Below are 24,799 nucleotides of genomic sequence, written 5' to 3'. Positions count from 1 at the left end.
CCCTCACTTTCGAGCCGTTCTTGCATGAATGCGTTTCCCGATGACGCAGACGGCTCGTGAGCTGCGCCGTGCCCCTCTTCACACGGGCGTGAGGCGGACGCCTTGACATTTGTTAAGGCTTGGATGTCCCTTTGGCGGCAACTTGCGACGGAACCTTCCGGGAAGAGGGTTTTCGTTCCATCAGAAGGGTTTGGCATGAAACAACGTTCTCTTATTTCTGCGGCGGCGGCGATGGTTGTCCTTGGCGCTGCGGCGACTCAGGCGCAGGAGGCCAGCGCGCCCGGGCTCGAGATCTCGGGCGGGTTCTTCCGCGCGGCGCCGATGGCCGGGGGCAACGGGGCGGGGTTCGTGACGATCCATTCGACCGGCCCGGCGGATGTGCTTCTCGCCTTCTCGACGCCCGCCTGCGAGCGGCCCGAGCTGCATACCCATCTCAACGAGGACGGGATCATGAAGATGCGTCAGGTGCCCTCGATCGAGGTGCCGGCGGGGGGTAATGCGGTGTTGCAGCCCGGTGGTCTGCATCTGATGTGCATCGGGCTGACGGCGAAGCTCGCGATGGGCGATCTGGTGCCGGTGACGCTCGAATTCCAGAACGCGGGCAAGGTCGAGGTGAACCTGCCGGTCAAGGGCCCGGGCGCGATGAACTGAGCGCCCGCGCGGGGGCAGATACGGCCGTCGGGAGACCGGCGGCCGTTTTCTTTCACCCGCCGAGCGCGACGCCCAGGAGCAGCAGGAGCTGGAAGAGCGCGGTCTGGCCCAGGAGCCGGTTGAGATCGGCCGAGATCGGCCAATGCGCCATCGCATGACCGAGCCAGAGGGCGAGCCCGCCCGCCGGCGCGAGCCAGGGGCTCGGGCCCACGGCCGCCGCCCCGAGCGCGAAGGCGCCTGCGAGAAAGCCGAAATAGAGCGCGCGCGAGGCCGTGGGCCCGATCACGATTGCAAGCGTGCGCCGCCCGGCGCGGGCATCCTGGGCGCGGTCGCGGTGGTTGTTGAGGATCAAGACCGCCGCCGCAGGTAGCCCGATCATCGCGCCAAGGCGCAGCGTTTCGGGGGCGAGCGGCGCGACGCCTTGCAGCCAGGCGGTGCCCGAGACCGCGACGAGGCCGAAGAACAGGATCACCAGCGCCTCGCCGAAGGGCAGCCCCGACATCGGCCAGGGCCCCATCGAATAGAGATAGCCCATCAGGAGCGAGGCCAGCCCGATCGCCACGATCGGCGCGCCGCCGAGCGCGGTGAGGTAGAGCCCGGCGAGGGTGGCCAGCCCAAAGGCCGCGAGCGCCGCGCGGCGCACCTGCGCGCCCTCGAGCAGGCCGAGCGCGGTGAGCCGCGGCGGCCCGAGCCGGTCGGCGCGGTCAACCCCGCGCGCGGCATCGGCGGCGTCGTTCCACAGGTTGGTGCCGATCTGGATCGCGGCGGCGGAGAGGCCGGCGGCGAGGGTGACATCGGGGCGCCAGAGCCCGGCGCGGGCGGCCAGCCAGCTGCCCGCGAGCACCGGCGCGAGCGACAGCGAGACGGTTTTCAGCCGCGCCGCGATCACCCACAGAAGCGGGCGCGGCAGGGCGCCGAGGCGGGCGCGCAGCGCCTCCTGGGCGGCGGGGGCGGCGGGCTGGGCACTCATCGGGCGGTCTCCTTGGCGGGCAGGGGGGCGGCGGCGGGGGCGGGCGGTGTTTCGGGGCGGCGCGCGCATTGCAGCCGCGCGATGCCGAACATGAAAGCACGCTCGGCCTCGAGGTGGAACCCCGAAGCGGCGAGTTCGCGGGCGATATCTTCGCGCGCGGGGAAGCGCGCGATCGACTCGACGAGGTAGCGATAAGCGCCCCGGTCGCCCGCGATCAGCGCGCCGAGCGCGGGGATCACATAGCGCGCATGGAGCCCGTAAAGCGGCGCGAACCACGCGGCCGGGCGCGAAAACTCGAGCAAGATCAACGCGCCACCCGGCGCGAGCACGCGCGCCACCTCGCGCAGGCCGGCGCCCGGATCGGTCATGTTGCGCAGCCCGAAGGAGAGCGTGACCGCCGCGACCGAGCCGGTCTCGAGCGGCAGATCCTCGGCGGGGGCGTGCAGATAGCCAAGCCGCGCGCCGCCCCGCCGCCGCGCCTGGGCGAGCATCCCCTCGGAGGCGTCGGCGACCAGGATCTCGCGCCCGGGCGCGCGCGCGGCGAGCGCGAGCGCCAGATCGCCGGTGCCGCCGGCGAGGTCGAGATGGGGCCCCGTGCGGCCCCCGAGCGCGCGCGCCGCCCAAGCCACCGCCACCGATTTCCAATAGCGATGCAGCCCGAAGCTCATCAGATCATTCATCAGATCATAGCGCGGCGCGATCCGGTCGAAGAGCGCCGAGACCCGCGCGCGGCGGTCCTCGGGCGTGGTCTTCTCGGCGCCGAAACTGGTGCGCATTTCCTCAAGCGCCTTGGCACGTTGCATGGCCTCACGACCCTCCTGAGCGGGCAAATTCCGCCCCCGGTCTAGCGCGCCCTGCGCGCCGCGCCTTTGACTTTTCTCAACCCGCTTCGCGACGTCATGCGGGCGGTTCCGGCTTTAACCTTGGGGTCAAACATGCGACAAAACGGCAGCAAAGGGCCGCGCATGAACTTCGATTCCGAAAATATCACCCGCAAATCGCTGCTTCTGGCCTCGGTGCCGCGGGCGGCGCAGGACAAGATCCTCGCCACCGCGCGCGAGCGCGAGATGGAGCGCGGCGCGACGATTTTCCTGCAAGGGGAGCGCGCGAGCTCGGTCTATATCGTCGTCGAGGGCTGGGTGAAGCTCTACCGGATCGCGCCGAGCGGCGCCGAGGCGGTGGTGGGGGTCTTCACCCGCGGCCACAGTTTCGGCGAGGCGGTCGCCTTCACCCATGACACCTACCCGGTCTCGGCCGAATGCGCGACCGATTGCCGGCTGGTGCGGGTCGATACCGAGGCGATCTTGCGGCTGATCCGCGAGGAGCCGGGGCTGTCGCTGGCGCTTCTGGCGGCGACTTTTGCGCATTTGCATCGGCTTGTCGCGCAGATCGAACAGCTCAAGGCGCAGACCGGCGCGCAGCGGGTGGCGGAGTTCCTGCTCGAGCTGGCGCCCTGCGGCGAGGGGCGGTGCGAGGTGACGCTGCCCTATGACAAGGTTCTGATCGCGGGGCGGCTCGGGATGAAGCCCGAGAGCCTGAGCCGGGCCTTTGCCAAGCTGCGCGACTATGGCGTGACGGTGAAGCAGAACCTCGCCGAGATCGAGGAGATCGCGGTGTTGCGCGATTATGCCGAGGAGGATCCGGCCGCGGCCTGGGCGAAGGGCTGAGGGGCGGGGCTGCGCGCGCGGGCGGGGCTTTTCTTGGCCGGGCGATGCGCTATGTCTGCGGGGAGCCGAAGGAGGGCCCTGATGACGAGCTACCGCAAGACCGACGAGGCGCTGGCGCGCCTGACCCCCGAGCAATATCGCGTGACGCAGGAAAGCGGCACCGAGCGGCCTTGGACGGGCGAATATCTGGGCGAGAAACGGCGCGGGATCTATGTCGATGTGGTCTCGGGCGAGCCGCTCTTTGCCTCGTCGGACAAATATGAATCGGGCTGCGGCTGGCCGTCGTTCACCCGCCCGATCCGGGCCACGGCGGTGGCCGAGCTGCCCGATACGAGCCTCGGTATGGAGCGGATCGAGGTGCGCTCGAGCCAGACCGACAGCCATCTGGGCCATGTCTTCGAGGACGGCCCGCCCGAGGCGGGGGGCTTGCGCTATTGCATCAACTCGGCGGCGCTGCGGTTCGTGCCGCTCGAGGCGATGGAGGCCGAGGGCTATGGCGATCTGATCGGGCTCGTCGGCTGACCCTTTTCCCCGGCGCGCGGGCGTGGCAGGGTCACGCCGGAGCCGGGGCTCACGATGGAGAGTGACATGAACAAGCGCGAGATTGGCGCGACGGGGCTGATGGTCTCGGAGCTGTGCCTTGGCTCGATGACCTGGGGCACGCAAAATACCGAGGCCGAGGGCCATGCGCAGATCGAGCGCGCGCTCGAGCGCGGCGTCGATTTCATCGACACGGCCGAGATGTATCCGGTCAACCCGGTGAGCGCGGAGACCTCGGGGCGCACCGAGGAGATCATCGGGAGCTGGTTTGCGAAGACCGGGCGGCGGGGCGATGTGGTGCTCGCGACGAAGGTCTCGGGGATCGGGCTGCAGGCGGTGCGCGCGGGCGCGCCGATCACGCCGGCCAATATCCGCACCGCGATCGAGGGCAGTTTGCGGCGGCTCCAGACCGATCATATCGACATCTATCAGTTCCACTGGCCGAACCGGGGCAGCTATCATTTCCGCCAGAACTGGGGCTTTGCGCCGGTCAAACAGCCCGCCAAGGCCGAGATCGAGGCCGATATGGTCGCCTGTCTCGAGACGCTCGCGGCGCTGAAGGCGGAGGGCAAGATCGGCCATTTCGGGCTCTCGAACGAGAGCGCCTGGGGGATGGCGGAATGGATCCGGCTGGCCGAGGCCGGGCATGGGCCGCGGCCGGTCTCGCTGCAGAACGAATATTCGCTGATGTGCCGGCTTTACGACACCGATCTGGCGGAGCTTGGCCATCATGAGCGGGTGACCTGTCTGGCCTATTCGCCGCTCGCGGTGGGGATGCTCTCGGGCAAATATTCGGGCGGCGCGGCGCCCGCGGGCTCGCGCCGTTCGATCGTGCGCGAGCTGGGCGGGCGGTCGAACGCGCGCGCCTTCGAGATCGCCGATCTTTATGTGGGCGTGGCGCGCGAGGCGGGGCTCGACCCGGTGTCGATGGCGATCGCCTGGACGCTGACGCGGCCCTTCCCGATCATCCCGATCATCGGCGCGACCTCGGTGGCGCAGCTCGAGAAATCGCTCGATGGCGCGGATCTGGTGCTCTCGGCGGAGGTGCTGCGGGCGCTCGAGAAGGTGCATCATGCGCATCCGATGCCGTTCTGAGGGCGCGCGCCGGCTCGCGCTCGGGGGGCTCTTTGTGCTCGCGCTCGCGGGCTGCCGGGAGGCGCGCGAGGCGCCCCTGCCGCCGGTGGGCGCGGCGAAAATGGAGCTCGAACAGGCCGCCTGCACCGCACGCGGCGGGCAATGGCTGGCCGAGGGCGCGGCGCGGTTTTGCCTCGATCGCACCCGCGATGGCGGCGAGGCCTGCCGCACGAGCGCCGATTGCGAGGGGAAATGTCTCGCGCGATCAATGACTTGTTCGCCCGTGCAGCCGCTGGTGGGCTGCAATGAGATTGTAACCTCCGCCGGTTTGAGGGTGAGCGAATGCGTAAACTGATCTGGGGCGCGGGGCTGATCGCTCTGGCGGGGTGTTTTGGCGGCAAGCCCGCCGAGGCGCCGAGCCTGCGCGACCCGAAGGGGATGATTTCCTCGGCGGTGATCTTTGATCCGGCGCGCTTTGGCGGGCGGTGGTTCGTGGCGGCCTCGGGGGTGCCGGGCTGTGCGGGGGCGGCGCAGGACTGGGCCTGGGACGGGCGCGGGGCCTATCAGCTTTCGGGCGTCGATTGCGGCGCGGGGGCGAAGCCTGCGCGGCTCTCCGGGCGGGCGGTGATGACCGGGCCCGGCGCGCGCTTCACGCCCGATGCGGGCTTTGCCAAGGCGCCGGTCTGGGTGCTGTGGATGGATCAGGATTACCGCGTGGCGGTGCTGGGCACGCCGGGGGGCGGCTTTGGCATGGTGCTCACGCGGGAACTGCCGATGCGGGCCGATCTTGGCGCGGCGGCGCGCGAGGTTCTGGGCTTCAACGGCTATGACGTGGCGCGGATCGGGCGGTGAGCCTGCTCTGGGTCTGGGTGACGCTGGCCGCGGCCGCGGCGCAGACGCTGCGGTTTCTGTTGCAACGCCAGCTTGCCGGCGCGGGCCGGGGCGGCGGGCTCTCGGCCGGGGGGGCGACGTTTTCGCGCTTTCTCTTCGGGGCGCCGATCGCGAGCCTGATCGCGGCGGGGCTTTTGGCCGCCGGGGCGCGGGTGGCGGTGCCGGGGGCGGGGTTCTTCGGCTTCGTTCTGCTTGGCGGCGCGGCGCAGGTGGTGGCGACCTTTCTCACCGTGCGGCTCTTTTCGTTGCGCAATTTCGCGGTGGGGGTGGCCTTCACCAAGACCGAAGCCGTGCAGGTCGCGATCCTCTCGGCGGTGTTGCTGGGCGAGCGGGTGAGCGCGCTCGGTTGGGCGGGGATCGGCGTCGGGCTTCTGGGCGTGTTGCTTCTGTCGCGCCCGCCCGAGGGGTTTTCGGCCCGCGCGATGGTTTACGGCGTGGCGGCGGGCGGGCTCTTCGGGCTCTCCTCGATCTGCTACCGGGGCGCCACGCTCGCGCTTGAGCCAGCGCCGTTTCTGGCGCGGGCCTTTGTCACGCTGGCCTGTGTCACGCTCGCGCAAAGCCTTGGAATGGCGCTTTATTTGCGGCTGCGCGAGCCGGGTGAGCTCGGCCGGGTGCTGGGCTCGTGGCGGCGCACGGTCTGGGTGGGGGTGACCGGGGTCGCGGGCTCGGCAGGCTGGTTCACGGCGTTTGCGCTGATGAACGCGGCCTATGTGCGCGCGCTGGGCCAGGTCGAGATGGTGTTCACGCTGCTCGCCTCGGTCTTTTGGCTGCGCGAGCGGCTCTCGGCGCGCGAGGGCGCGGGGATGGCGCTCGTCGTGGGGGCGCTTCTGCTGATTGTCGCCGCGCAGGCGGGCGGCGGCTAGGCGAGGCGGCGAAACACCGAGCGCGGGCCGGAATTGTCGAAAAACGGCACGCTTTGCGGCGGCGCGATCGGCTCGGGCGAGGCGAGAAGCGCCTGCACCTCGGCCAGCACCACCTCGGTGATGAACGGCAGGTTGAGCGCGCGGGCCTGCGCCATCGGCACCCAATGCAGATGCGAGAGCTCATCGCAGGCGCGGGTGAAATCCTCCGGGTCGGAGGCCAGATCGACGGCGTCGATCAGGAAGAAGCGCGCGTCGAACCGGCGCGGGCGGCCGGGCGGGGTGATCGCGCGGAAGACGAAGGTCAGCGGCGCGGCCGCAGGGCGGAAGCCCGCCTCGGCAAAGCCCGCCCAATCGGCGGGCGGGGCGGGCCAAGGCGCGCGCTGGCCGAGGATCTGGCCGGTTTCCTCCCACAATTCGCGCACCGCGGCGGCGGCGAGCGCGGGGCCGAGGCCGGCGGGCGCCTCTTGCGCGAGGCGGCGCGCGCAGATCGGGTTGAGCGCGGTCGCGAGCGGGATTTCGGCATCGGCCGCATCGAGCGCACCGCCGGGGAAGACGTATTTCGAGGGCATGAAGGCCGCGCCTGCGCCGCGCATCCCCATCAGCACACGCGGCCCCTCGGGCCCATCGCGGCGCACCACGAGCACGGTCGCGGCATGGCGCAGGGCGGATTTGTCGGGGGCGGCAGTGGCGCCGGCGGAGGCGGCGGGGTCGGCGGTGGTGGTCATGAAAGTCTCCCTGCGCCGAGTATTGGCCGAATGCGGCGCGCAGGGAAGCGAAATTGCACGCGCGCGGGCGATCACATCGGTGTCACGCCTTGGTGAGGGGCGACGGAAGGGGCGCGGGCGGGCGTTTGGTGAGTATCCAGGGCGCGACGGGCGCCGCAGTTCGAGAGGAGACCGAGATGAACCGCACGATCCGCAAGACGATCATGGCCGCCCTGATGGCGGGGACGGCGCTGGCGATGGCCGCGCCCGTGGGGGCGCAGACCGCGACGCCGCAGCCCCCCGTTCAGGCGCAAAAGCAAGATGGCACGGGCCCGGTGGGCGCCGGGCCGATGGGCCAGATGGCCGGGGGTCAGATGGGCGCCGGGCCGATGGGCGCCGGGCCGATGGCTGGGGGCGCGCCGGGCATGGCGCCGAAGGGGGTGTTCGATTTCGCCCAGTTCGACACCGATGGCGATGGCGCGGTGACGATGGATGAGATCAAGGCCAAGCGGGCCGCGGATGCGGCGGCGCTCGATGCCGATGGCGATGGCAAGTTGAGCGCCGAGGAGCTCGTGGCGGCGGATCTGGCGCGGGCCAAGGCGCGGATCGAGGCGCGGGTGGCGGCGAAGATCGCGGCGCAGGATCTCGATGGCGACGGGATGCTCTCGGCGGCCGAGCTCGAGGCGAAACCGCTGCCGCAGGGGCTGTTTGCGCGCTTTGACCGCGACAAGGATGGCAAGATCAGCGCCGAGGAGCGCGCGGCCGGGGTGGCGCGGATGCAAAAGGCGATGCGTCAGGCCCAGAAGGGGCAGGGCGACCGCGGCGGGCGGCATGATCACCACGGGCAGGGGATGATGCAGGGCCACGGCATGATGCAGGGCCAGGGCATGGGCCAGGGCATGATGCAGGGCCAGGGCCAAGGGATGATGCAGGGCATGGGCCAGGGCATGGGCGCGCCGATCGGTCAGCCCGATGGCAGCTGGCAGGGCTGGATGCAGAACCGGCAGGCGAACTGAGCCCGCACCGATCGGCCGGCCCGGCGTGAATTGCGCCCGGGCCGGTTCTGGTCTAGGTCTTCACGGGTATGACGATGGCATTCGACGCGCTTTCCGATGTCTCGGACGAGGCTTTGCTGGTCCTCTATGGCAATGGGGACCCGGAGGCCGCGCGCGCGCTGAGTTTGCGCTTTGCGCCGCTGGCGTTTCGGATCGCGGTGCGGATGCTTGGCGACCGGGCCGAGGCGGAGGATCTGGCGCAGGAGGCGCTGCTGCGGCTGTGGCGGATCGCGCCGGAGTGGCGGGCGGGGGAGGCGAAGGTGTCGACCTGGCTCTACCGGGTGGTGACCAATCTCGCGACGGATCGGCTGCGGCGGCGGCGCGGGGTCGGGCTCGACGAGGCGCCCGAGATCGAGGATGGCGCGGCCTCGGCGGTCGAGCGGATGATCGAGCACGACCGGGCGGAGGCCTTGCAGCGCGCGCTCGATCTGCTGCCCGCGCGGCAGCGTCAGGCGGTGGTCTTGCGGCATCTGGAAGGTTTGTCGAACCCGGAGATCGCGGCAGCGATGGAAATCGGTGTCGAGGCCGTAGAAAGTCTGACAGCGCGCGGAAAACGCGCTCTGGCGGCCCTGTTGGCGGGGCGGCGGGAAGAATTGGGGTATGGTCATGACTGACATGCACAACGGGAACGGGATCGACGCGCTGGAGGGGGTTTTCGCGGCCGCCCGGCAGACTGCGCCGGAGCCTTCGGCGGCGTTTCTGATGCGGGTCATGGCCGAGGCCGAGGCGGTGCAGGCCGCGCGGCAGGCGGCGCCGGCGGCGGCCCGGCCCGCGGCGCGGGGCGGCAGGCTCGCGGGGCTGATGGCGCTCGTGGGCGGCTGGCCGGCGCTTGGCGGCATGGTGGCGGCGGCCGCGACCGGGCTTTGGATCGGGTTCATCGGGGGCGAGCGGATCGACGGGTTCACCGCGGTCTATCTCGGGGCCTCGGACAGCGCCTCGGCGGTCAGCTTGCTGCCCGAGGGCGATCTGTTTGCGTTGATGGAGTGAGGGCGATGGCGGAACAACAGCCGGGACGCGCGGCGATGCGGGGCTGGGTGCGGGCGTTGTTTGTCGCCTCGCTGACGCTCAACCTTGCGGTGGCGGGGGTGGTGATCGGCGGCCTCGTGGCGCATGAGCAGCACCCGCCGCGCCCGCCGGTGGGGGATATCGGGCTGGGCCCGTTCACCGAGGCGTTTTCCTCCGAGGACCGCGGCGCGCTGCGCCGGGCGGCAAAGGCGGAAGGCTTGAATTTCAAGGCGATGCGCGACGAAGCTCAAGCGGATCTGGCGGCGCTGACGCGGGCGCTTGAGGCCGAGCCCTGGGATGAGGCGGCGGTGCAGGCGGCGCTCGGCGCGCATCGGGAGCGGACGCTCGAGCGGATCGAGATCGGCGAGCGGCTGATGGTGGACCGGCTGCGCGCGATGAGCCCGCAGGAGCGGCACGCCTTCGCCAAGCGGTTGGGCACGGTCTTCGCGCGGTTTGAGCGCAAGCCGCCGGAGAAGTGAGCGGCCGCGTCGCGGCGGCCCCCGAACGGGGCGGTCAGGCGGCGGTCGAGCGGGCGGAGACATTGACCTGATTGCGGCCATCGGCCTTCGAGGTCAGCAGCGCATGGTCGGCATCCGAAATCAGCGCATCGACCGGATCTTCATCCGCGAGGCCGCCGCCGATCGCGAGGCCGATCGAGACGGTGACGCGCAGCTCGCCCTCGGGCAGCGTGAAGGGCTCCGATTCCATCACCCGGCAGAGCCGCTCGGCGGTGGTGCGCGCGGCCTCGAGCGATGTTTCGGGCATCGCGACGAGAAACTCCTCGCCGCCGATCCGCGCGATCAGATCGACCTGGCGCAGGTTGAAGCTCAGCCGCTGCGCGACCTCGACGAGCACCGCATCGCCCGCGGCATGGCCGAAACGGTCATTGATCGATTTGAAACGGTCGAGATCGAGGACCATGACGGCGAATTTGCGCCCGGTGAGGCGCGAGCGATCGGCCATGCGGGCCAGATGCGGCATGGCGTAGCGGCGGTTGTAAAGGCCGGTGAGCGGGTCGGTGACCGCGAGGCGCAGCCCGTCGGCGACGCTCTCGCGCTGGCGGTCGAGGGTGCGTTTGCGCGCCAGTTGCGCCTGCAGGCGCAGCGCGGCCTCCTCGGCGGAGGCGGCGGTTTCGAGATCGACTGGCAGCAGGTCATTGGCGCCCAGATCGAGCGCGACGGCGGCGGTTTCGCGGCGCGGCTCGGCGACGGCGACGCAGATCACCGCATGGCGCGAGGCCGAGCGCGAGCGCAGCTCCGACATCAGCCGCAGGCCTTCGCCCGGGCGGGTGAGGTCGGCGGCGATGATATAGCCATCGGGGGGCAGCACGTCGCCGGAGGCTGCGAGCGCCTCCTCCGGGTCGCAGACCGAGAGCCGACAATCGGGCAGGAAGCGCATCAGCGCGTTTTTCCAGCCAAGGCTCGCGTTGCGTTCGGCCGAGATCAGCGCGATGCGGGCGGGGGCGGAGAAGGCCGGCGCCGGTTCGGCAAAGCCGAGCTCGCGGCAGGTGCTTTCGCGCAGGCGCAGCTCTTCATCGGTTTCGCGGCTGCGCAGCAGGCTGCGCAGGCGGGCGAGGAGCACCAGCTCGTCAAAGGGTTTGACGAGGAATTCATCGGCCCCGGCGCGCAGCGCGGCGAGGCGGGTTTGCGGATCGGCGACGGCGGAGATCAGGATCAGCGGCGTCGCGGCCGTATCGGCGGAGGATTTCAGCGTGCGGCACAGCTCGATCCCGTCGACATCGGGCAGTTGGGCATCGAGCAAGATGAGGTCGGGCCGCTCGCGCGGCAAGAGCGCGAGTGCCTCCGCGCCGGAGGCCGCTTGAATCGTCTCGTAACGGGCGCCGGAAAGTTTGACTTTCAGGACGATCCGATTCGTTGCGACACCATCCACGATCAGGATTTTTCCTGCCATGGGCCCCGACACTCCCTGTAATCAGCACATCTGATTAGTCTAGAATATGCTACACGATAGGTTAACAAACTCTTTCACAAATCTTAACGGGGCCGGACAATGCAGCAGGAAACCGCCCATGTCACGGGAATTCGCGCCTTGGCATGGTTGGCGAGCGAGGATGAGCTTTTCGACGCGTTTCTGGGGGCGTCGGGGGCGGATGCGGGGAGCGTGCGGGCCCTGGCGGCGGAGCCCGGGTTTGCGACCTCGGTCCTTGATTTCATTCTACAAAGTGACGCGTGGGTGATCGCCTGTGCGGAGGCGATCGGGGCGCGGCCCGAGGAGCTCGTGCAGGCGCGCGCGGTGCTGGGCGGCGGGGATCAGCGGCACTGGACCTGAAGGGGGAGGAGCGAATATGTCGCAGATCTGTGCGATTTTGTTCGATAAGGACGGGACGCTGTTCGATTTTGAGGCGACCTGGGGCGGTTGGGCGCAGCGGGTGGTGACGCGGCTCGGGGGGGGCGATGCGGCCTTGGCGGGGCGGCTCGCGGGCGCGATCCGCTTCGATCTCGCGCAGGGGCGGTTCGATCCGAGCTCGCCGGTGATCGCGGGGACCTCGGAGGAGGTGGTGCGGCTGCTGGCGGCCGAATTGCCCGGCCATGATTTCGACGCGCTGGTGGACGATCTCGACCGCGCCGCGCAGGAGGCGCCGCTGGTCGAGGCGGTGCCCTTGGGGGAATGTCTGAGCGAGTTGCGCGCCCGCGGGCTGCGCCTTGGGCTGTGCACGAATGATTCCGAGGCTTCGGCGCGGGCGCATTTGCGCGCGGCCGGGGTCGAGGAGCTGTTCGAGCGGATTTTCGGCTATGACAGCGGCCATGGCGCCAAGCCCGAGCCCGGGCCGCTTCTGGCCTTTGCGGCGGGGCTCGGGGTGGCGCCGGAATGTGTCGCGATGGTGGGCGACAGCCGCCATGACCTGCGCGCGGCGCGGGCGGCGGGGATGAAGGCAGTGGCGGTTCTCACCGGGCCGGCGCGGGCCGAGGATCTTGCGGATCTCGCCGATGTGATCTTGCCCGATATCGGCGGCTTGGCCTGCTGGATCGGGGGCGGCGCGGTCTGAGGCGGGCGCGCGGCGCGGTGGCGGGGCTGGCCTTCGGGGCGGGTGCGCGGTAGCGTGGCGCAAACGGAGGAGGGCGCGATGTTCGTCAAACGTCTGCATTTCACGGCTTTGGGCGCGGCCGCCGGGGCCTCGGCCTGGGGCGTGTGGGAGATCTCGGATCGGGTGGATGGCGAGCGGCTCGTGCTGGGGCTGGCGGTCCTCGCGGCGTGTTTCTTCTTTGCGGCGCTTTCGATGCTGCGCGAGCTCGGGATCTGGCGCGCGCTCGTGGCGGCGGCCGGGCTCGGGGTTTTGGTCTCGGGGCTTTCGCTCTTGAAATCGCTCGGGTTTTCCTCGGTTCGGGAGATGTTCGAGGCGGGGCATGTGGCGGTGGCGCTGACGGTCTTGGGGGCGATGCCGGTGCCGTTTCTGATCGCGGCCCTGGCGCGCGAGACGGCGGGCTGGCGCGATTACCGGGTGCTGTTTGTCGAGAGCTGGACGGTGCTGGTGCGCTATGCGGCGGCGACGATGTTTCTGGGCATGATCTGGGTGGTGATCTTCCTTGGCGACGGGATGTTGCGGCTCGTGGGGGTGGATCTCGTCGAGACGCTGTTCTCCGAGGATCTGGTGGTTGCGGTGTTCAACGGGGCGGTTCTGGGGCTTGGGCTCGCGGTGGTGTCCGAGCTCTCCGATCTCGTCTCGCCTTACCTGTTGTTGCGGCTGTTGCGGCTGTTGACGCCGGTGGCGCTCGGGCTGGTGGGGGTGTTCTTGCTGATGCTGCCGCTGCGCGGGCTCGATCAGCTCTTCGGCTCGATCTCGGCGGCGGGGGTGCTGCTGGCGATGGCGGTGGTGGCGGTGTCGCTGGTCACGATCGCGGTCGATCAGGATGATGTCGAGGCGGCGCATGGGCCGGTGGTGAGCTGGGCGGCGCGGGGGCTGGCGGTGGTCGTGCCGGTTCTGGCGGTGATCGCGGGCTGGGCGATCCTCGAGCGGGTGGGCCAATATGGCTGGACGCCGGCGCGGGTTGCGGCGGCGGCGGCGGCGGCGATCACGCTGGGCTATGGGGCGTTTTATCTCGGCGCGGTGGTGCTGATGCGCGGCTGGCGGGCGCGGATCCGGCGGGCCAATATCGTGATGGCGGTGGCGATGATCGGGCTGGCGGGGCTGTGGCTGACGCCGGTGATCAGCCCGGAGCGGATCGCGGTGAATTCGCAGATGGCGCGGTTTGCGGCGGGGGAGGTGGCGACGCGGCTGCCGCTTTGGGAGTTCGCGCATGACTGGGGCGCGCCGGGGCGGGCCGCGCTCGAGACGCTGCGCGCGCAGGCCGCGCAATCGCCCGATCTGGCGGCGCAGCTTGCCCGGCTCGACCGGGCGGGCAGCCGCTATGACCTGACGCCGCCGACCGAGGCGCAGGTCGATCAGGCGCGGGCGCTGCGTGAGGAGCTGCGGGTCTTGCCGGCCGGCGCGGAGGTGCCCGAGGCGCTTTACGAGGCGGTGGCGCGCTGGAGCGACGATATCGGGGCGGGCTGTGCGCGCCGCACGCCGGCGGGCAACCCGGGCTGTGTGCTGGTTCTGGCGCCGTTCTCGGGCGCGGCGCCGCAGGCGCTGGTGCTGTGGGTGCGCGCCTATCCGGGGCTCGGGCGGGCGGGGTTCGTCGAGCGCGCGGGCCTGTGGGAGGCCGGCGAGACGGCGGTGTTCGGCGGCGCGCCGGAGCTCGAGGAGGATGCGGGCGCGCAGATCGATGCGGTGATCGCCTCCGGGGCGGGTTTGGTGCCCTCGGGGATCATGGCGCTCGATCTGGGCGGGGCAAAGGCAACAATCTTGCCCTGACCCCGGCGGTAATTGGCGTTTTATTAACGTGCGTGGACTAAGTTGACCCCATGGAGGGCACATGCACGGGTTGGTCAACAAGTCTATCCAGTCGTTCCTGCGCGACAATTACGGTCAGGCGCTCTGGGTAAGGGTTTCACAACAGATCGGCGTCGATCCCGAGGGGTTCGAGGCCATGCTTCATTATGACGATGCGCTCACCGAGGAGCTGCTGGGGGCGGCCACGCGCGCGCTCGACCGGCCGCGGGGGGTGTTGCTCGAGGATATCGGGGCCTATCTCGCCTCGATCGAGGAATTGCGCCGGCTGCTGCGGTTCGGCGGCGGGGATTACTGGGAATTTCTGTTTTCTCTCGATGAGTTGCAGGGGCGCTCGCTGATGGCGCTGCCCGATCTCGACCTGCCGGAGCTGGCGCTCGAGGTCGAGGGCGGGGGGCAGTTCCGGCTCTTTGTCTTCGGGCCGATGCCGGGCTGGGGGGCGGTGATGACCGGGCTCTTGCGGGCGATGGCCGATGATTACGGCGCGCTCGTGCTGATCGAGCAAGATGGTGGCGGCGAGAGTTATGAGCGGGTCAGCGTGACCTTGCTCGAGGCCGCGTTCAACGAAGGGCGCGGGTTTGATCTCGCCCAACCTCTGGGGGCCACATGAGCATGCATGGAGCGCTCGAATCGGGGCGGCTGGAGCTGCCGCCCGAGGTGATGGGGCAATTGATGCCGATGTTCCTCTGGCTCGACCGGCACGGCGGGATCCGCTGTCTCGGGCCGACGATGGCGAAGGTGATCGGGGAAGATGTGATCGGCACGCGGTTCGAGACGCATTTCAAGCTCGGTCGCGCCTGGTCGCGGCGCGAGGTTGGCGCGGGGGAGGTGGGCGCGACGCAGGGTCGGCGGCTGCATCTGTCCTTGCTGCGCCATCCCGATATCAGCTTGCGCGGGCGCGCGGTGGAGATCGGGCCGAACGGGCGCGAGGGCGTGCTCTTGAACCTGACCTTCGGGATCCATATCGCGGATGCGGTGCGGATCTTCGGGCTGACGGAGGCGGATTTCGCGCCTTCCGACCTTGCGATCGAACTGCTTTACCTGCGCGAGGCGAAAGCGGCGGTGCTGGGCGAGTTGAAGGCGCTCACCGGGCGGCTCGAGGAGGCGCGGCGCTCGGCGATGTCGCAGGCGCTGACCGACCCGCTGACCGGGTTGGCGAACCGGCGCGCCTTCGATCTGGCGCTCGACAAGGCGATCGCGGGGCTGGCGCATGGCGGCGGGGCATTTGCGCTCGCGCATCTCGATCTCGATCATTTCAAGGCGGTCAATGACACGCTCGGCCATGCGGCGGGGGATCATGTGCTCGGCTGCGCGGCGCAGATCCTGCGCGAGGAGACCCGCGGCGGCGATGTCGTGGCGCGGGTGGGCGGCGACGAGTTCGTGTTGCTGTTGCGCGGGGCGTTGCAGTCCGAGCGGCTGAAGGCGCTCGGCGCGCGGATCATTGCGCGGCTCGAGGCGCCGATCGCGGTGGAGGGGGCGGTGTGCCGGATCTCGGGCTCGATCGGGATCGCGGTGTCGAGCGATTATGAGAGCCATGATGCGGAGGCGATGCTCGCCGATGCGGATGCGGCGCTTTATGAATCGAAGCGCAACGGGCGGGGGCGGTGCATGTTGGTGCGCGATCTGCGCCCCGATGCGGAGGTGTCGCAGGCGGGCTGAGGCGGCGCCGTCGTCGTGCAGATGTCACATTTTGCTTTCTCTGCGCGCGGCCGATCGGGTAAGGCAGGGCGATGCGACAGGGCTTTCCCATAGCGACGCGCGGCCAGCGGATCGGACTGCTCGGCGGGTCTTTCGACCCGGCCCATGAGGGGCATGCGCATATCACCCGCGAGGCGCTGCGCCGGTTCGGGCTGGATCAGGTCTGGTGGATGGTCAGTCCGGGCAACCCGTTGAAAGAGCATGGCCCGGCGCCGATGTCGGCGCGGATGGCCGAGGCGCGGCGGGTGATGGCGGATCCGCGGGTGGTGATCACCGATCTCGAGGTGCGGCTCGGCACGCGCTACACGGCGGCGACGCTGCGCCGGCTCTTGCCGCTTTACCGGGGGGTGCGGTTTGTCTGGCTGATGGGGTCGGACAATCTTGTGCAGTTTGACCGTTGGGACGACTGGCGGGCGATCCTGGCGATGGTGCCGGTGGGGGTGATCGCGCGGCCGGGCTCGCGGCTGGCGGGCAAGGGCGCGCGGGCGGCGCGGATCTTTGCGGGGGCGCGGGTGCCGCAGGCGGCGGCGCGGGCGCTCGCCGGGGCGGCACCGCCGGCCTGGTGTTTCCTCGATGCGCCGATGTCGCCGCTCTCCTCCTCCTCGATCCGGGCGCGGGGCGGTTGGCAGCCGCGCGGCTGAGGGCGGCTTGAAGCCGGGGCGGGGCGGCCCTAGCCTACGGATCATCGCGTTCGGAGGCGAATCGTGGCTATTGATCGAAGACATTTCCTGACCGCGGCGTCGGCGGCGGCGCTGACGGCGGTTGGCGGGGGGGCCGGCTGGGCGGCGGGCGGGGCGGAGGATCTCGTCGCGCAGGCGGGGCTTTCGGGCGAGGTGAGCTATCTCGTGGCCGATCTGAAGAGCGGGCTCGTGCTTGAATCGCGCAACCCGAACCTCGGGATGCCGCCGGCCTCCACGGCGAAGGCGATCACGTCGCTTTATGCGCTCGAGACGCTGGGGCCGGAGTATCGGTTCCGCACGCGGGTCATTGCGACCGGGCCGGTGCGCGGCGGCACGCTCGAGGGGGATCTTGTTCTGGCCGGCGGGGGCGATCCGACGCTCTCGACCGATGATCTGGGCGATCTCGCGGCGCGGCTGGTCGCTAAGGGGGTGCGCGCGGTGCGCGGGCGGCTGCTCGTCTGGGGCGGGGCCTTGCCTTACGCGGCGCAGATCGCGGGCGATCAGCCGGTTTATGTGAGCTACAACCCCTCGGTGTCCGGGCTGATCCTGAATTTCAACCGGGTGTATTTCGAGTGGCGGCGCGCGGGGAGCGGCTATCAGCTCGGGATGGATGCGCGGGGCGAGCGGTTCCAGCCGCGGGCCTACAGCACCGATGTGGCGCTCGCGCAGCGGCAAAGCCCGCTGTTCACCTATTCGGAGCAGGGCGGCAAGGAGCATTGGACGGTGGCGGCCGGGGCTTTGGGGCGCGGTGGGAGCCGGTGGTTGCCGGTGCGCCACCCGGAGCTTTATGCAGGCGATGTGTTTCAGACGCTGGCGCGGGCGCAGGGGCTCGATCTGCCGGCGCCGCAGCCGGTGAGCAGCTTGCCGCGCGGCGAGATCCTGGTCGAGCGCGGCTCCGATCCGCTCGGGCGGATCCTCGTCGACATGCTGAAATATTCGACCAATGTCACCGCCGAGGCGGTCGGGATGACGACGAGTGTGGCGCGCGGTGCGCCGGCGGCGCTCGGGCGCTCGGGGGCGTCGATGAGCGGGTGGTTGACGCAGCGGCTGGGCGGCGGCGGGGCGCGGTTTGTCGACCATTCCGGCCTCGGGGCGGAGACGCGGATCTCGGCCAGCGAGATGGTTCATGCGCTGGCGGCGCTTGGCCCGCGGGTCGGGTTGCGGGGCCTGATGAAAGGTTTCAAGCTCCGCGATGACGATGGAAAGATCTTGCAAAATCAGAGCCTTCGGGTCGATGCGAAGACGGGGACGCTGAATTTCGTCTCGAGCCTTGCGGGCTATATGACGGCGCCAGATGGAACCGAACTCGTGTTTGCGATCTTCACCGGGGATCTCGCGCGGCGGCGCGCGGCGGCGCAGGTCGAGCAGCCCGCGGGCGGGCGCGACTGGGTGCGGCGCTCGAAGATCTTGCAAAGCCGGTTGATCGAGCGCTGGGCCGCGCTTTACGGCTGAGGCGGGCGGGCGCGGGCCGCGACATATTCGGCCACCACATCCTCGATTTGCGGCAGGAGCTCGCCATAGGCGACGGCGAGGTCGTCGAGCTCGGCGATCCCCATGCTCTCGCCCTCGATCGCCGGATCGAGGAGCGCGCGCATGTCTTGCCAGGCGGTGAGCACGCGGTCGATCGCCTCTTCGGTGGCCAGATTGGGCGGCGGGGCGATCTGGAGCTCTTCATCGCCGACCCGCAGGAAGGTGGTTTCCAACTCGAAGAGGTCGAGGCGGTTGTTCAGCGCGCGGACATGGGGCGGCACGGCGAATTCCGAGACATTGGCGCGCGAGATCAGGCAGGCCTCCTTGACGACGGCTTGTGAGAGCATGCGTTGGCGGCCGGCCATGTCGAGGGCGCGGGCGAGATCGGCATCCTCGCTGACATCATCGCCGAGCTGGTCGGTGAGGGCGGTGACGACGGCTTGCGAGGCGGAGAGCAGCGAGGGCTCCAGATAGGAGAGGTTTTCGAGGATGGCGGGATCGGTGTTGCCGTCGAGGGCCTGGCGGGCGAGGGGTTCGACGGCGTTCCAGACCACGCGGGCCTGATCGAGGGCGAGGATCAGGGACGGGTCGGAGGCCGGGGGCAGGCCGAAGACCGGGTGGCCGTCGCGCAGCAATTTCAAGGTGTTGGCGTAGATCTCGGTCGATTCGAGGAGGATCAGATGTTGTTCATCGGTATCGACGCCGAGGCTGAGGAAGCAGACCGCGGCGGTGAGGCGTTGCGAGATCAGGCGCTGACGGCCGGCGAGGTTGAGCTGGCGCGGCAGGGCGGCGGGGGCGGCATCGACCGCGAAAGCCGGCGCCGGGGCCAGCGCCGCGGCCGCGAGACCGACCGCGAGGACGAGGCCGGAGAAGGGTTTGAACAGACCAGACACGGGCACAAGCATGGACGGACCTCCCGCTGACGTTTCCCGAAAGGGTTAGCAGGGGTGTCCCACTGAAACGTTAACGCCGGCGGCCAAAACGGCGCCGGCGCGAAACTCAAAGGATAAAATTCTCGCAGTTATTCAGGCGCTCAGAGGGTGAGGTGGCGCACCCGCGCGCCCCATTCGATCGCGACGGCATGGAGGCGGTCGATGGCGAGCTCGCCGCGGATCTCCTCGAGCATGCGCAGCTCGGGCTGGTGCAGCACGCCGTCAGCCGCCGCGACATCGCAGGCGAGCGCATAGGCGGTCTCGTGGAGCTTCTCGGGCAGCGCCTCGCGCACGAGGCCAAAGAGCGCCTCGAGGCCCTCTTCCTCCTCGAAGAGCGCGTAGACGGTCTGCGCGATGGTGCGGATCCGGTCGATATCATAGGCGGCGAAGACCGGCATGTGGTTCACCATCCGCTCGATCGCGACGAGTTCGGAGGTGCGGATCGTTTCGTCCGAGGCCGAGACCGCCACCATCACGGCGATCAGCGCATCTTGCGGGGAGAGCGAGGGCAGGGTGTCGGGCACGGAACGCATCCTTTCAAGGGTTACGCGGTGCAAATTATTGACGATTGGCCCCCCGTTCAATAGGTGGGGCGCGAAAGGGTGCGACGGGCGCGCCCGGAGAGGTATGAGATGACGAGCCTTCGTGACGCTGCGATGAAATCCAAAGCCTGGCCCTTTGAAGAAGCGCGCCGGGTGCTCAAGCGTTACGAGAAGAAGGCCCCGGAGAAGGGCTATGTGCTCTTCGAGACGGGCTACGGGCCGTCGGGGCTGCCCCATATCGGCACCTTTGGCGAGGTCGCGCGCACGACGATGATCCGCCGCGCCTTCGAGGTGATCTCGGATATCCCGACGAAACTTTTGTGTTTCTCGGACGATATGGACGGGATGCGGAAGGTGCCGGAGAATGTGCCGAACCAGGAGCTTCTGAAGGCCAATATCCAGAAGCCGCTGACCTCGGTGCCCGACCCGTTCGAGGAGTTCGAGAGCTTCGGGCATCATAACAATGCGATGCTGCGCCGGTTCCTCGACACCTTCGGGTTCGAATATGAGTTCGCCTCGGCGACGGACTATTACAAGGCGGGCAAGTTCGACGCGATCTTGCTCAAGGCGGCCGAGAAATATGATGAGATCATGGCGATCATGCTGAAATCGCTCCGCGAGGAGCGTCAGCAGACCTATTCGTGTTTCCTGCCGATCCACCCGGAGACCGGGCGGGTGCTCTATGTGCCGATGAAGGCGGTCGATGCGAAGGCGGGCACGGTGACCTTCGACGACGAGGACGGGCGGGAGTGGACGCTGCCGATCACCGGGGGCAACGTCAAGTTGCAGTGGAAGCCCGATTTCGGCGCGCGCTGGGCGGCGCTCGATGTCGATTTCGAGATGTATGGCAAGGACCACAGCACCAATACGCCGATCTATGACGGGATCTGCCGGGTGCTGGGCGGGCGCGCGCCCGAGCATTTCACCTATGAGCTGTTCCTCGATGCGAGCGGCGAGAAGATCTCGAAATCGAAAGGCAACGGGCTTTCGATCGACGAGTGGCTGACCTATGCCTCGACGGAATCGCTGAGCTATTTCATGTATTTGAAGCCGAAGACGGCGAAGCGGCTGTGGTGGGATGTGATCCCGAAGATGGTGGATGAATATCACCAGCAGCTGCGCGCCTATCCGACGCAGGACATCGATCAGCAGGTGAACAACCCGGTCTGGCATATCCATGGCGGCAACCCGCCGGAGAGCAAGATGGTGGTGCCGTTTGCGATGTTGCTCAATCTCGCCTCGGTGGCCGGGGCGGTCGACAAGGCGGGGCTGTGGGGCTTCATCAAGCGCTATGCGCCCGAGGCCGCGCCCGAGACGCACCCCGATCTCGATCAGGCTGCGGGGTTTGCGGTGCGCTATTTCCACGATTTCGTGCGCCCGGAGCTGACCTTCCGGCTGCCTTCGGATGCGGAGCGGGCGGCGATCGAGGATCTGGTCGGGCGGCTCGAGGCGCTGCCGGCGCAGGATCTGCACGAGGTCTTTGCCGACCCTTCGGAGGAGCTGCAATCGATCGTCTTTGCGGTCGGCAAGGAGCATGGGTTCGAGAACCTGCGCGAATGGTTCCAGGCGCTTTACGAGGTGCTTCTGGGGCAAAGCCAGGGGCCGCGGTTTGGCGGGTTCATCGCGCTTTTCGGGGTGCCGGAGACGATTGCGCTGATGAAGCGGGCGCTTGCGGGCGAGCTTGCAAAGTAACCCGAAAGGCCGCCCCCGGGGCGGCCTTTTCGTTTAGCGCGCGGCGCGCCAGAGGCGGAACCAATGCCCCCAGCGGCGGGTGAGCGCCTCGGGTTCCTCGGCGAAGAGGCGCGCGCCGAGGCGGAAGGCTTCGGTCTCCTCGCGGGCCTGACGGGCGCGCAGGAGCCGGGTGAGGGGGGCGAGATCGACCTCGGCCGCGGCGCCGAGGCCGGCCTCGAGCGCCTCGGCGAGCATGGCGAGATCATGGTGATCGCCCAAGGTCTCGCCCAGCCGGTCGGTCGCCTCGATCCGGGGGGCGAGCATCTCGGGCCAGATCGGCGCCAGCAGGCGGGCATGATACCAGTGATGTTTCGCGCGCGAGCGCCAGGCGTGGCAGGCTTCGTCGGTGCCGGCGGCGCGGGCGGCGAACATGCGCGCCTGGCACTGGGCGTAGCTCGTCGCGAGGCCCGGGGCGAAGGCGGACCAGCCCTTGTGCGCAAGCGACCAGTGGCGCGCGCGTTTGCGGATCTCGGCGGTGGCTTCGGCAAAGGCGGTGAGCGCGGCGGGGGCGACGGCGGCGTGGTGGTCGGGCAGGGCGGCGAGCACGCGGCGCGCGGTGGCGGCGCCTTCGGGGTCGCTCTCGTCGGCGCCCAGTTCGATCAGCACCTGACGTTGCACCTCGGCATCGCGCAGCGCCGAGATGCCGAGCGCGGCGGCGCCGAGGGCCGCGTTTTCCTCGGCGAAGGGGGCAAAGCCCGGGCGCACGAGACGCAGCAGGCCGCGCATCCGCTTGATGCCCTTGCGCAGGTCATGGACGAGGAGCGCCGCGGCCTGCGGATCGGGCGCGCCTGCGGCGCCGGCCTCGGCGGCGGCGTGCAGCGCGCCGAGCTCCGCGCGCGCGATGCGGCGCAGGGTGTCGGTCGCGGTGTCATCCTCGGGGGCGAGCGAATAGGACATGGTGGCTCCAGCGTGATCCTCTGCGCCCCGCCTAGCAAGCCTTTGCTGCGGTTTGGTGACGTTTCGCTGCGGTGCGGCATCGTGGCGCCCAAGGCTTGGGCAGCGCACGGTCATCTCAGCAATCCTTTAACCTTTCCGGCTAGTTCTGTCGAAGCCGGGGCAAGACGCGCCGGTGCATTCCCGAGATGAGCGACGGCGCGTTTCCCCGCGGGCCGCGCGGGCGGCTGGCCCGCGCAGGGGGCGCGCGCGCGTTCTCCCGGGCGGGCCGGAACAAAGAGGATTCTCGGATGAACATTGCGATTACCGATGGGCTGGTGCTGACCCCGCCCGCCTTCGAACTGGGGCTCGACGTCTGGTCGAGCGAGGACGGCACGGCAGGTTCGGCGACCTATGACGGCGCGGCCAATGCCGCGATCGTCGCGGCCGATCAGGATTTCGGATCGTGTCTCGAGCTGACCAAGACGGCGGCCACGCAAAAGCTGCGCTACATGGGCCAGACGCCGATCCTGCCGGGGGTTTACCTGCGGGTGAGCGCGCGGATCAAGGCGGTGAGTGGCAACCTGCCGGCGGTGCGCGTCGCGGGCTATGCGATGTCGGCCTCGGGGCATGTGGCGGGGCTGGTCGAGGTCGGCACCTCGACCGCGCTCGACAGCTATGGCGAGGTGATCACCGTCAGCGCGATCATCGGCACCGGCAACCGCGGCGGCGTCAACATGGTCTGGGGCACGACCCCGATCTACGGCCATTTCGGGCTCGATCTGACCGGGCAGAACGGCGGCGTGGTGCGCATCGACGATCTCCAGATCGACGATGTGACCGAGGCCTTCCTGCGCGAGATGATGGATTGGGTCGATGTGCGCGATTTCGGCGCCAAGGGGGACGGCGTCACCGACGACCGGGCGGCCTTTGCGGCGGCGGATGCGGCGGCGGCGGGTCGGGGCATCCATGTGCCCGAGGGAAGCTATTACATCGGCTCGACGCTGTCGATCGACGCGCCGATCCGGTTCACCGGCACGCTGGTGATGCCTACCGCGGCGCGGCTCTCGCTGATGTCGAGCTATGATTTCCCGACCTATGCGGAGGCGTTCGGCGACGAGCAGCTGGGGCTCGAGAAGGCTCTGCAGGCGCTTTTCGCCTATACCGACCACAACACGCTCGACCTCAAGGGGCGGCGCGTCGAGATCACCCGGCCGGTCGATATCAAGGCGATCGCGCCCGATATCACCTCGTTCTCGAACCGCCGGGTCTTGCGCAACGGCCAGTTCAACGTGATCGACGGCACCGCCTGGGATACCGTCACGGTGACCTCGCAGGCGACCTATTCGACCGCGAATGACACCACGCTGACCGGCGTCGTCAATATCGCCAATATCCCGGTCGGCGCGCGGGTCTCGGGGACCGGGGTCGGGCGCGAGGTCTATGTGCGCGCGGTCAATGTCGGCGCGGGGACGCTGACGCTCTCGATGCCGCTCTATGGCGGCTCGGGCACGCGGGTTCTCACCTTCACGCGCTACAAATATGTGCTGGATTTCTCGGGGCTTGCCAAGCTCGACCGGTTCAACATCGACGATGTCGAGATCCTGTGCAACGGCGAGGCGAGCGCGATCTTGCTGGCGCCGTCGGGGCAGATGTTCTGCGTGCGCGACAGCTATATCAACGCGCCGAAGGATCGCGGGATCAGCTCGATCGGCACCGGCTGTCAGGATATCCTGATCGACCGCTGCCAGTTCCTGTCGAACGAGAGCCAGGTGCCGGCGCAGGACCGCGTCTCGATCGCCTTCAACGTCAACGCCAATGACGCCAAGATCCGCGACAGCCGGTTCGTGCGCTTTGGCACCACCATGGTGCTGCATGGCACCGGGCATCTGATCGTCGGCAACCACTGGTTCCAGGGCGACGAGGAGGAACCCGGCGTGCGCGTGGCGGGGCTGGTCTTCACCCAGACCAACGTGCAATCGGCGGTGACGGGCAATTACATCGACAACTCGGTCATCGAATGGACCAACGAGCACGATGCGACGCCCGATTACAATTCGGAGTTCTCGTTCGGCGGGCTGACCGTCACCGGCAACACCTTCGTGGCGATGAATGCGGCCAACTGGTTCACCTGGTTCTCGCTCAAACCCTATGGCGACGGGCATTTCATCCAGGGGCTCAACATCTCCTGCAACGTGTTCCGCGCGATCAACGGCACGCTCGACCGGTTCGAGAAGGTCGACACGACCTTCGCCGATCTCGACCGCACGCGGTTCCGCAATATCCTGATCGAGGGCAATGCCTTCAACGGGGTGACGCAGTTCGTCTGCAACCCGGTGTTCGTGCAGGTCGATCAGGCGACCGCGCAGACGACCTGGACGGTGCAGCCGGGGCCCTATCTGCCGTTTGGCGGCTATGCGCGCAATGTCGAGAGCCTGGTGGCCGAGGGCAAGATCACCAATGCCTCGAACGCGCGGGTGAGCACGATGCCCTATATCGAGGTCGAACAGGGCACGAGCCAGCAAAACGTCACCGTCAACTGGGCCGAGGCGGCCAAGGGGCGGGTTCACATGCGCATCCGCTGCGATAACCCGAACTGATCGG

Annotated in this window: 27 protein-coding genes; 20 read left to right on the top strand and 7 right to left on the bottom strand. The window is 69.1% G+C overall.

Translation table 11 applies throughout. The annotated features are described in order from the left end of the window. Positions 1-195 precede the first annotated feature (195 nt). A complete protein-coding gene (locus LPB142_RS11840; RefSeq protein WP_068765831.1) occupies positions 196-651 on the top strand; it encodes a copper chaperone PCu(A)C in 456 nt (151 codons plus the stop codon). A 52-nt stretch (positions 652-703) separates the two neighbouring features. Here the strand turns inward: LPB142_RS11840 and menA are convergent, their stop codons facing one another. After that, positions 704-1,621 carry a 1,4-dihydroxy-2-naphthoate octaprenyltransferase gene (gene menA, locus LPB142_RS11835; RefSeq protein ID WP_082872900.1) on the bottom strand — a complete coding sequence of 306 codons (918 nt, stop codon included), beginning with the start codon at positions 1,619-1,621 and terminating at the stop codon, positions 704-706. Continuing rightward, positions 1,618-2,424 (bottom strand): ubiquinone/menaquinone biosynthesis methyltransferase, encoded by an 807-nt coding sequence (locus tag LPB142_RS11830; RefSeq protein WP_068765832.1) that lies wholly within the window; start codon positions 2,422-2,424, stop codon positions 1,618-1,620. The genes menA and LPB142_RS11830 overlap by 4 nt, the downstream gene beginning before the upstream one ends. A 162-nt stretch (positions 2,425-2,586) precedes the next feature. Between LPB142_RS11830 and LPB142_RS11825 the strand changes: the two genes are divergently transcribed. The 6 genes from LPB142_RS11825 (at position 2,587) to LPB142_RS11800 (ending at position 6,656) form a co-directional block, all read left to right on the top strand. Continuing rightward, complete coding sequence (locus LPB142_RS11825) at positions 2,587-3,288, top strand: Crp/Fnr family transcriptional regulator (protein WP_068765833.1); 702 nt, start codon at positions 2,587-2,589, stop codon at positions 3,286-3,288. Between the two features lie 81 nt (positions 3,289-3,369). Then, positions 3,370-3,810: a peptide-methionine (R)-S-oxide reductase MsrB gene (gene msrB / locus LPB142_RS11820; RefSeq protein WP_068765834.1), complete on the top strand. Its 441-nt coding sequence runs from the start codon at positions 3,370-3,372 to the stop codon at positions 3,808-3,810. Between the two features lie 66 nt (positions 3,811-3,876). Beyond that, complete coding sequence (locus LPB142_RS11815) at positions 3,877-4,923, top strand: aldo/keto reductase (RefSeq protein WP_068765835.1); 1,047 nt, start codon at positions 3,877-3,879, stop codon at positions 4,921-4,923. Further along, positions 4,901-5,257, top strand: coding sequence for a hypothetical protein (locus tag LPB142_RS11810; RefSeq protein WP_068765836.1), 357 nt, complete (start codon positions 4,901-4,903; stop codon positions 5,255-5,257). Before LPB142_RS11815 ends, LPB142_RS11810 begins: the two co-directional genes overlap by 23 nt. Next, positions 5,245-5,754 carry a lipocalin family protein gene (locus LPB142_RS11805; RefSeq protein ID WP_083392678.1) on the top strand — a complete coding sequence of 170 codons (510 nt, stop codon included), beginning with the start codon at positions 5,245-5,247 and terminating at the stop codon, positions 5,752-5,754. The genes LPB142_RS11810 and LPB142_RS11805 overlap by 13 nt, the downstream gene beginning before the upstream one ends. Further along, positions 5,751-6,656: a DMT family transporter gene (locus LPB142_RS11800; protein WP_068765837.1), complete on the top strand. Its 906-nt coding sequence runs from the start codon at positions 5,751-5,753 to the stop codon at positions 6,654-6,656. The genes LPB142_RS11805 and LPB142_RS11800 overlap by 4 nt, the downstream gene beginning before the upstream one ends. On the opposite strand, the gene LPB142_RS11795 is transcribed toward LPB142_RS11800, so the two are convergent. After that, positions 6,653-7,381, bottom strand: a complete 729-nt coding sequence (locus tag LPB142_RS11795; protein ID WP_068765838.1) for an NUDIX hydrolase — start codon at positions 7,379-7,381, stop codon at positions 6,653-6,655. The genes LPB142_RS11800 and LPB142_RS11795 overlap by 4 nt on opposite strands. Positions 7,382-7,557: 176 nt before the next feature. Here LPB142_RS11795 and LPB142_RS19430 point away from each other — a divergent pair, with 176 nt between their 5' ends. From LPB142_RS19430 to LPB142_RS11775, 4 genes are all read left to right on the top strand, one after another. Beyond that, the gene (locus tag LPB142_RS19430; RefSeq protein WP_071166496.1) at positions 7,558-8,376 is read left to right on the top strand and encodes an EF-hand domain-containing protein; all 819 of its coding nucleotides are present in this window, start codon (positions 7,558-7,560) and stop codon (positions 8,374-8,376) included. Positions 8,377-8,444: 68 nt separating this feature from the next. Then, positions 8,445-9,029, top strand: coding sequence for an RNA polymerase sigma factor (locus tag LPB142_RS11785; RefSeq protein ID WP_071166495.1), 585 nt, complete (start codon positions 8,445-8,447; stop codon positions 9,027-9,029). Next, the gene (locus tag LPB142_RS11780; RefSeq protein WP_156894370.1) at positions 9,022-9,402 is read left to right on the top strand and encodes a dihydroorotate dehydrogenase; all 381 of its coding nucleotides are present in this window, start codon (positions 9,022-9,024) and stop codon (positions 9,400-9,402) included. The genes LPB142_RS11785 and LPB142_RS11780 overlap by 8 nt, the downstream gene beginning before the upstream one ends. A 5-nt stretch (positions 9,403-9,407) precedes the next feature. Beyond that, positions 9,408-9,899 (top strand): periplasmic heavy metal sensor, encoded by a 492-nt coding sequence (locus LPB142_RS11775; RefSeq protein ID WP_071166493.1) that lies wholly within the window; start codon positions 9,408-9,410, stop codon positions 9,897-9,899. A 34-nt stretch (positions 9,900-9,933) separates the two neighbouring features. On the opposite strand, the gene LPB142_RS11770 is transcribed toward LPB142_RS11775, so the two are convergent. Beyond that, positions 9,934-11,331, bottom strand: a complete 1,398-nt coding sequence (locus tag LPB142_RS11770; RefSeq protein WP_071166492.1) for a diguanylate cyclase — start codon at positions 11,329-11,331, stop codon at positions 9,934-9,936. A gap of 99 nt (positions 11,332-11,430) precedes the next feature. On the opposite strand from LPB142_RS11770, the gene LPB142_RS11765 reads away from it, so the two are divergent. The 7 genes from LPB142_RS11765 (at position 11,431) to dacB (ending at position 18,099) form a co-directional block, all read left to right on the top strand. Beyond that, positions 11,431-11,709: a DUF3572 domain-containing protein gene (locus LPB142_RS11765; RefSeq protein ID WP_071166491.1), complete on the top strand. Its 279-nt coding sequence runs from the start codon at positions 11,431-11,433 to the stop codon at positions 11,707-11,709. Between the two features lie 16 nt (positions 11,710-11,725). Continuing rightward, the gene (locus LPB142_RS11760) at positions 11,726-12,427 is read left to right on the top strand and encodes an HAD family hydrolase (protein WP_071166490.1); all 702 of its coding nucleotides are present in this window, start codon (positions 11,726-11,728) and stop codon (positions 12,425-12,427) included. Positions 12,428-12,505: 78 nt separating this feature from the next. Continuing rightward, entirely contained in the window at positions 12,506-14,233 is a 1,728-nt protein-coding gene (locus LPB142_RS11755; protein WP_156894369.1) for a DUF4153 domain-containing protein, read from the top strand. A 61-nt stretch (positions 14,234-14,294) separates the two neighbouring features. Then, entirely contained in the window at positions 14,295-14,879 is a 585-nt protein-coding gene (locus tag LPB142_RS11750; protein ID WP_071166488.1) for a heme NO-binding domain-containing protein, read from the top strand. Continuing rightward, positions 14,876-15,928, top strand: a complete 1,053-nt coding sequence (locus LPB142_RS11745) for a GGDEF domain-containing protein (RefSeq protein ID WP_083392677.1) — start codon at positions 14,876-14,878, stop codon at positions 15,926-15,928. The genes LPB142_RS11750 and LPB142_RS11745 overlap by 4 nt, the downstream gene beginning before the upstream one ends. A gap of 71 nt (positions 15,929-15,999) precedes the next feature. Then, entirely contained in the window at positions 16,000-16,608 is a 609-nt protein-coding gene (locus LPB142_RS11740) for a nicotinate-nucleotide adenylyltransferase (RefSeq protein WP_071166486.1), read from the top strand. A 63-nt stretch (positions 16,609-16,671) separates the two neighbouring features. Next, the gene (gene dacB / locus LPB142_RS11735; protein WP_071166485.1) at positions 16,672-18,099 is read left to right on the top strand and encodes a D-alanyl-D-alanine carboxypeptidase/D-alanyl-D-alanine endopeptidase; all 1,428 of its coding nucleotides are present in this window, start codon (positions 16,672-16,674) and stop codon (positions 18,097-18,099) included. Here dacB and LPB142_RS11730 read toward each other — a convergent pair. Together LPB142_RS11730 and LPB142_RS11725 are read right to left on the bottom strand one after the other, a co-directional pair. Beyond that, complete coding sequence (locus tag LPB142_RS11730; protein WP_071166484.1) at positions 18,090-19,022, bottom strand: type IV pili methyl-accepting chemotaxis transducer N-terminal domain-containing protein; 933 nt, start codon at positions 19,020-19,022, stop codon at positions 18,090-18,092. The two genes, dacB and LPB142_RS11730, sit on opposite strands and share 10 nt — an antisense overlap. A gap of 128 nt (positions 19,023-19,150) precedes the next feature. After that, on the bottom strand, positions 19,151-19,573 hold the full coding sequence (locus LPB142_RS11725; RefSeq protein ID WP_068765928.1) for a tellurite resistance TerB family protein: 423 nt from the start codon (positions 19,571-19,573) through the stop codon (positions 19,151-19,153). Positions 19,574-19,681: 108 nt separating this feature from the next. On the opposite strand from LPB142_RS11725, the gene LPB142_RS11720 reads away from it, so the two are divergent. Continuing rightward, positions 19,682-21,283: a lysine--tRNA ligase gene (locus LPB142_RS11720; RefSeq protein WP_068765852.1), complete on the top strand. Its 1,602-nt coding sequence runs from the start codon at positions 19,682-19,684 to the stop codon at positions 21,281-21,283. A gap of 33 nt (positions 21,284-21,316) precedes the next feature. On the opposite strand, the gene LPB142_RS11715 is transcribed toward LPB142_RS11720, so the two are convergent. Further along, positions 21,317-22,219 (bottom strand): CHAD domain-containing protein, encoded by a 903-nt coding sequence (locus LPB142_RS11715; protein WP_068765853.1) that lies wholly within the window; start codon positions 22,217-22,219, stop codon positions 21,317-21,319. 287 nt (positions 22,220-22,506) lie between these two features. Between LPB142_RS11715 and LPB142_RS11710 the strand changes: the two genes are divergently transcribed. Then, positions 22,507-24,795 (top strand): glycosyl hydrolase family 28-related protein, encoded by a 2,289-nt coding sequence (locus tag LPB142_RS11710; RefSeq protein WP_071166483.1) that lies wholly within the window; start codon positions 22,507-22,509, stop codon positions 24,793-24,795. Positions 24,796-24,799 lie beyond the last annotated feature (4 nt).

Source organism: Rhodobacter xanthinilyticus (assembly GCF_001856665.1).
Classification (GTDB): Bacteria; Pseudomonadota; Alphaproteobacteria; order Rhodobacterales; family Rhodobacteraceae; genus Rhodobacter; species Rhodobacter xanthinilyticus.
The sequence above is the reverse complement of the archived record's forward strand: the minus strand, read 5'-3'. Positions and strand labels throughout refer to the sequence as shown.